The organism is Facilibium subflavum (assembly GCF_003574485.1).
GTDB classification, from domain to species: domain Bacteria; phylum Pseudomonadota; class Gammaproteobacteria; order Francisellales; family Francisellaceae; genus Facilibium; species Facilibium subflavum.
Map to the genome: position 1 here is coordinate 1 of NZ_QLIT01000080.1, position 6705 is coordinate 6705.

5 protein-coding genes are annotated in these 6705 nt (G+C 37.5%); 1 reads left to right on the plus strand and 4 read right to left on the minus strand.

Annotated elements, in window-relative coordinates:
• Nucleotides 1-265 precede the first annotated feature (265 nt).
• Together DNK84_RS14270 and DNK84_RS05515 are read right to left on the minus strand one after the other, a co-directional pair.
• Nucleotides 266-418, minus strand: coding sequence for a hypothetical protein (locus tag DNK84_RS14270; protein ID WP_162902112.1), 153 nt, complete (start codon nt 416-418; stop codon nt 266-268).
• 703 nt (nt 419-1121) lie between these two features.
• The gene (locus DNK84_RS05515) at nt 1122-1808 is read right to left on the minus strand and encodes a 5'-methylthioadenosine/adenosylhomocysteine nucleosidase (protein WP_119343555.1); all 687 of its coding nucleotides are present in this window, start codon (nt 1806-1808) and stop codon (nt 1122-1124) included.
• 219 nt (nt 1809-2027) lie between these two features.
• Between DNK84_RS05515 and glnE the strand changes: the two genes are divergently transcribed.
• Nucleotides 2028-4727, plus strand: coding sequence for a bifunctional [glutamate--ammonia ligase]-adenylyl-L-tyrosine phosphorylase/[glutamate--ammonia-ligase] adenylyltransferase (glnE, locus tag DNK84_RS05520; protein WP_119343556.1), 2700 nt, complete (start codon nt 2028-2030; stop codon nt 4725-4727).
• Here the strand turns inward: glnE and DNK84_RS05525 are convergent.
• Complete coding sequence (locus DNK84_RS05525; protein ID WP_119343557.1) at nt 4724-6025, minus strand: OmpP1/FadL family transporter; 1302 nt, start codon at nt 6023-6025, stop codon at nt 4724-4726. The genes glnE and DNK84_RS05525 overlap by 4 nt on opposite strands.
• Nucleotides 6026-6125: 100 nt before the next feature.
• Nucleotides 6126-6533, minus strand: a complete 408-nt coding sequence (locus DNK84_RS05530; RefSeq protein WP_119343558.1) for a hypothetical protein — start codon at nt 6531-6533, stop codon at nt 6126-6128.
• Nucleotides 6534-6705: the final 172 nt, after the last annotated feature.

Sequence of the window (6705 nt, forward strand, 5' to 3'; positions counted from 1 at the left end):
AGAGTCAATACCCAATTTACACCTATACTATGAGCTAGTCCGACTACCTTGCTAAGCTTATCTCTAGCTTTTTAGGCTCCAAGATAAGCATTCAGAAATAGCAAGGTTCTCCCAAGTTCCAAAGCAATCAGTTCAGCTACCCGCTACGGACTCAGACCCCGACACCTCCACGCATACTCGCCTTTACGTATTGCGTAGTGCTGATTTCAGGCATATGAAAACCTTGATCAGGTGCGACGATGGTATATTACGGGGCTCAATACCTTCACTCGCGTTGTGGCTGATAGACCGCCCTTACTACAGCTTCATAATGTTCGTTACCTTGCATTATGTGTAGTTCGGTTCCAGACTGGTGGCTAGCCTTTTTCTGGGCTGGATTGTCCAGCTTGATTGCCTTAGCTTTGCTTGGCGCACTCATAATGTTTCTCCATTTCTCCTTAAACTAAAACAAGGCAAATCATCAATTTTTCCCTTTTTCAGCAGATAAAAATATCTTATATTTCAAAAATTATATTAAATAGGTAAAAAGCCTTCCAATGCAGTTGCAAAAAACCTACAAGGTAATTGCTCTGAAAGGGAAATTGATTTAATCCTTTTGTAGCGGGCATAACTATCCAGCAATACTTCTTATGTAACGCCTAATCTTGACTGACTTGGCAATTTTTACATATAACATGATACAAAATCACTGGAATATATAAAAATTAAGTATGTAAAGTATTGGTGAAATAGCTCAACGCTTGGAAAATTTGCACTTTTTCTATGTTATCAAGGTAAAACCTATTAGATAAATCCAGCAATAACAGCTTCTACAGGTTTATCATAGAAAGCTTAATTCCCTGCGTTACGCCTGTTATCCCAAGCAACTTGGTGGCTGAAGTGTGTGTGATATTATCATGTTGAGCTCCTTAATTCATTTGGGGAGAGTCTCATTTATGGCATATTAACTATTGTTGACATACCACTGAATCCTAATATAAGGCACATTATAATTCTGACATTATTGAAGTCAAGCCATTTTCTATAATTTTTATAATATTTTTGATCTTTCCTACAATAATTATTCCTATCGATATTCAATCAGCCATTTTATTCAAAAAAAATGATATGGACACACAAGGTTAATACTGTTTAATTAGTTGTAATAAAAATGCGGCTGAACGATTGGAAGCTTGTTGAACAAACTTTGGAAAATCATCTACGGCTTGACCATCAGCAGTATCACTAATGGCTCGTAAAATCAAACACGGCACACCCATCTCATGGCAAACCAGATTCACACTGCCGCCTTCCATTTCAAGCGCGATGGCATCAAAATTTTGTTGTATTTGTATTTTCTTATCCAGATGGTGAATGAATTGATCGCCTGTCGCAATCAATCCCTTTTTAAGTGGGATCTGCAATTGATCGGCAACGCGTTCTGCCAACTGGCATAGATTTTCATCTGTTTTTATCTCAACCAAACTGCCAGGGACTTGTCCAAGTGCATAACCAAAAGCACAAATATCAACATCATGTTGCACAGTCTTAGTTGCCATGGTGAGATCACCCACGTTGATATCATCACGAACACCACCGGCAACACCTGAAAACAGTAAAACCTGCGCACCAAAGTGTTGAATCATCGCACTGGCGGTTAGTGCTGAGAATACCTTACCAATTTTACTGTGCGCAATAATAAGTGTATGCCCAGCATAATCAGCTTGATAGTATTTATTGTTAGCGTATTCGATAACACCATAATCACCCACTTGCGCTAAAATCGGCGCAATTTCCTCAGCCATTGCCCCTAAGACTGCAATTTTCATTTTTATAAATCCAAATTTTTAAATGCTGCTAATATATCCCATTAGCCATATATTTTACAAACTTCTTTCTTTGTATTTTCATATTTTTGTCAGATTTTTATTTGTAACGTGAGAGCGTCAGTTGAACATGAAAAACTTTACCAAAGTAACCTCTTATACTGTAAAATGGTTTGTAATGGGTATAAAATACTTTCAACAGGCCATTAATGCTTTACAGTCATGCCATTTTCTAAACCATGCGATACATTGTTAAAAAGTCTACCACATAAGCTTATTGCACAGTTGAAAGATACCTTCCAAGCAAGTCTTTTTTTCAGGCAAGTACTCACGCAAATGCCTGAGATCATCTATAGCACTCATTGGCAACAAAAAGACGATCAGACATATCTCACTCAAACTATTGATGGCCTATTCACAAAAACAGATGATTTCTCACAGATGCAACAAGCCTTAAGAAGGCTCAAAAAAAAACACTATGCCAAATTAGTGTTTCAACAACAGCATGGATTTGCAGACTTTGAACATATCGCCTTTGTATTATCGTTTATTGCCAAATATACATTAACAAAAAGCTATCATTACTTATTTACGCACTTAATAAAACAATATAAGCTGCTTCAAACACCATTACACATGGCTATCATTGCCATGGGAAAACTAGGTGGTAATGAGCTGAATTTCTCCTCCGATATTGATCTTGTTTTTGTCTACCCAAAAGATGAAACTCTTAAGCGAAATAGTGATAAAACCATCTCTGGTATGCGCTTTTATACACTTATTGGACAACAACTGATTACATTAATGAGTGAAGTTACTGCAGATGGTTTTATGTATCGTGTTGACATGCGCCTGCGCCCATTTGGTGAAACTTCACCTTTGGTATCAAGCCGGTCACACTTTGTCGATTATTTAATTAAGCATGCCAGAGACTGGGAAAGGTATGCTTATATTAAATCAGATATTCTTACAGGCTCCCCTGATTTTTCCTACAAACTCCAAAAGCAAATCAATGATTTTGTCTATCGACATTACCTTGATTACAAGATGCTATCTTCTATTCGCGATATGAAACAAATGATCATGCAGGAGATGAAACAAACTACCTTAAAAGATAACATCAAACTAGGTCGCGGTGGGATTCGTGAAATTGAGTTTATCTGTCAATGCTTTCAGCTTATCTACGGTGGCCAGGATAAACGTCTGCAAACAAATTCGCTTAAAAACGCTTTATCTATCCTAGCTAAGGCAGGTCATATCTCCTATGAAGATCAGCAGCAATTATATAGCCATTATGTGTTATTGCGTGATGTTGAAAATGCGTTGCAAATGTATGACGACCAGCAAACGCATCTGCTACCAACACAAGAACACCAAAGAAAAGCTGTGATCAAGCTTAGCAGAATATCATCTGAACAGGATTTTGATAAGAAAATCAGCACAACAAGAAAAGCCGTGCAAATACTTTTTGATCGTTTAACTAATTTCCAAAATCCGAATGAAACAGATGCATATCCTAAAAAAGCACAATCAACGAATCTAATTGTTGAAAAAGATGATATCCCTTATGTCATTGATAACCAATTAATTGAACATTTCTTTCAGAAACATACTTTTTCAGCAAATGAAAAAATAATGATATATCAGCTAATTGCGCATGCGCAAAAAATTCAGGATATTGCACTTGTTAGCGAAGTACTTAATTTGATTCATACGCTTTATCGCCGAAAGACGTATCTGTATCTATTGTGTGAAAAACAATCTGAACTTGAAGGATTTGTCCGCGTACTATCCTATGGAAAGCGTCTGCCTAGCATGATTTCCAAATATCCTTTTTTGTTAGAAAGAGCGCTCACAGCAAAGCATCATGACCAGATTTATTTAAGCCTTAATAAACTGCGTGATGCCTTGCAAGCACAGTTGCAGAAAATTGACCTCACGGACACAGAAAGCTTTTTAGAAACCTTACGTCGATTTAAAGTTACACAGACCTTTAACATCATTGTCGCTGAGATTCGTCATAAAATCTCACTGATGGAATCATCGGATTTATTTAGCTATTTAGCAACCGTCTTGGTTGAAGCCGCCTTGGAAGGAGCATGGCGTGAAGTTTTCCTGCAAACAGATATCCCAAAAGACTTACAAAAACACTATAAAGATTCTCTTGGTATTATTGCTTATGGGAAGTTAGGTGGTCTTGAGCTTAGTCTATCGTCCGATCTTGATTTGGTTTTTTTATCACACATTCAGTGCGATAATATCAAATCCAACCTCTTTGTCCGTGTGATTCAGAAATTTATCCACTATATGCAGATTCAAACTTACACAGGAAAGTTGTATGATATCGATTTACGTTTGCGACCTAATGGTGAAAATGGACTTTTAGTTTCACCTATAAGCGCATATAGGCAATATCTTGAAGATAAGGCCTGGACGTGGGAGCATCAGGCTTTAACGCGTGCGCGGTTTATTTCTGGCGCGGCACAGATTAAACCAATTTTTAACACTATCCGTCAACGCATCTTAACACAAAAACGTGATATAGGTGCTTTAAAAAAAGATATAACTCAAATGCGTGAAAAAATGCGTCGACACCACCTTAAAACACAAAATAAATTTGATTTAAAACAAAGCCCAGGTGGCATGGTTGATATTGAATTTATTGCACAATTTTATGCCTTAGCCTATAGCTACCAAAGACCTGAAATCAGCTATTATAGTGATAGTATTCGCATTATTCAGTCAATGGAAAGTGCGCAATTTATTAACATGGAAACAGCAGAAACTTTAATACAAGCTTATTGTTTTTTTCGTGATCTAAGCTTTAAATGCTATTTAAATAAAATGCCTTCCATTGTCAGCCTTGATCAGGTTGCACACTTTGCCAAACCTGTTATTCAGATCTGGCAGACATTGTTTTAAAAACGCCACTTTAACTGCAAGCCAAATAAATCTGCCGAGGATTGCACGTGACCATCAGTTGTTTGATTAGTGTTAGTAATGTTTTGTGTCACATCAATACGTGCATTTTGCACAAAGAAATGGGCATAGCTTAAGGCGATAGATAGAGATTTCAGTATTTTATACTCAACGCCAGTTGCGATAATAAAACGATCCTGATCAGGAATTTGAATATTTCTATATTGATCATTGGTTGGCGTCATATCATAGCCAATCCCTGCTTTCAGCTGCCACTTTGGTGTAACATCATAAGTTGCACCCAAGGCAAAATTCCAGGTATTGCTAAAGTCTTGCTGAATAATAACATCTTGAAAATTATCTCCAAAAGGGGTCACGACATTTTTTAAAGTTGTTGAATTAACAGAACTCCACTGGGTATACATGGCTGATGCCATTAAAGCTAACGTTTTTGTTGTCTGCCAAAAGTAGCTTAAATTCCACCAGGCAGGTAAGATGATTTCTGTACTAAAATTATCACCAGATGTTGCAGAACCACCCAGTGTAACAAGCGAGGTATCGCCTGACATTTCGGTCGTGCCTTTAAGCTTAACGGTCATCTTCGAGTGATAAGCCAAACCAACGCGGTTACTGTCATTAATCTGTATTAATGTGCCAAGGTGAAAACCATAGGTAAACCCATCACCTTTATTTGTGACATTAATATCTGTATTGCCACCAGCACTATTTAAATAAGCAAAACTATTATCAAACTCTCCTGTTGCATATACCAAATCCGCACCGATACCAACAGAAAGATATTTATTGATCTGAAAGGCAATCGCTGGTGTTAAATCAACACTTTGCAATTGTGTTTTGGTGCCAGAGTATTTTAATGCAGTTCCATCACCATAATCAGTCTCAGCACCAAAAGGTGCAACAAGACCTACACCAAACGCCCAATCTCCTAAAGGCAATACATAGTGAATATTCGGCACAGGTGTCAAGCCACCGCCATTGACATCGTTAACCTGAACAGGACTTCCTGAAGCCATTTGACCAACATTTTGTTGCGTTCCAGTATAACTGATATTTGTGTTAACAAGCTCGCCACCAATACTTAATTGTTGCTGTTTTAAATGTGTCATTCCAGCAGGGTTATACCACTGTGTTGAGGCATCATCTGCCTGTGCTGCAGAACCTGCATGATACGTACCCAAACTTGCCGCATCCTGTTCAAATATTTGATAAGCGCTGGCAAATGTGAACTGTGTGAATAAAACAGATAGAATACCCACAATAAACTTAGATGAATTACGCATGTCCCCTCTTCATAATATATGCTAAAACTTACTCTTTTTAGTTTAAAAATGCTTAAATAAAGTAACTCACCGGTAAATAAAACCGATCAGCTAAAGCAGCTTACGCTATATTAATTGTAACATTATCAGCATATACGCCTTGACCTGGTGTTACCGTGATATTAAAGCCTGGACCTGATTTTACATTACTAACTTCACCTTGACTTACACCCTGCACATTTACATCACCTTCACCCATTTCAGCACCTGTTTTAGTATAGGTAAATACACAATGCCCTTGGTTTTTCAACTTTAAAAACCCTGCATTTACAAGTACCCATGACACATTTTGCCCAACAATAGCATTACGATCTGCTAAGACATTACCACTACTGTCCGTACACTTAACCTTAACGGTATTTGTGTTGTAATTAGGGTTAGCGCTTGACAGCGTTAATCCAGCAAAGGCAACTGTTGATGATAATACAACGCCAGATAAAATAAGTGTTAACTTCTGTCGAGTAGACATCTCTGTTTCTCCTATTTATAATTTAAATTTTAAACATAATGTGAGAAAGCATGATGCCCCTCACAGAACCGTACTTGTAGATTTCCCACATACGGCTCTTCAATTTAACTCACTGAACCTGTTAAAGTATAAAAATCATGTGTTATCCGTGGTTGCGGTAGTGGATAGCGTT

Excerpts from the sequence above, each read along its gene's own strand:
- glnE (WP_119343556.1), top strand. The coding sequence starts at position 2,028 with ATGCCATTTTCTAAACCATGCGATACATTGTTAAAAAGTCTACCACAT.
- DNK84_RS14270 (WP_162902112.1), bottom strand. The coding sequence starts at position 418 with ATGAGTGCGCCAAGCAAAGCTAAGGCAATCAAGCTGGACAATCCAGCC.
- DNK84_RS05515 (WP_119343555.1), bottom strand. The coding sequence starts at position 1,808 with ATGAAAATTGCAGTCTTAGGGGCAATGGCTGAGGAAATTGCGCCGATT.
- DNK84_RS05530 (WP_119343558.1), bottom strand. The coding sequence starts at position 6,533 with ATGTCTACTCGACAGAAGTTAACACTTATTTTATCTGGCGTTGTATTA.
- DNK84_RS05525 (WP_119343557.1), bottom strand. The coding sequence starts at position 6,025 with ATGCGTAATTCATCTAAGTTTATTGTGGGTATTCTATCTGTTTTATTC.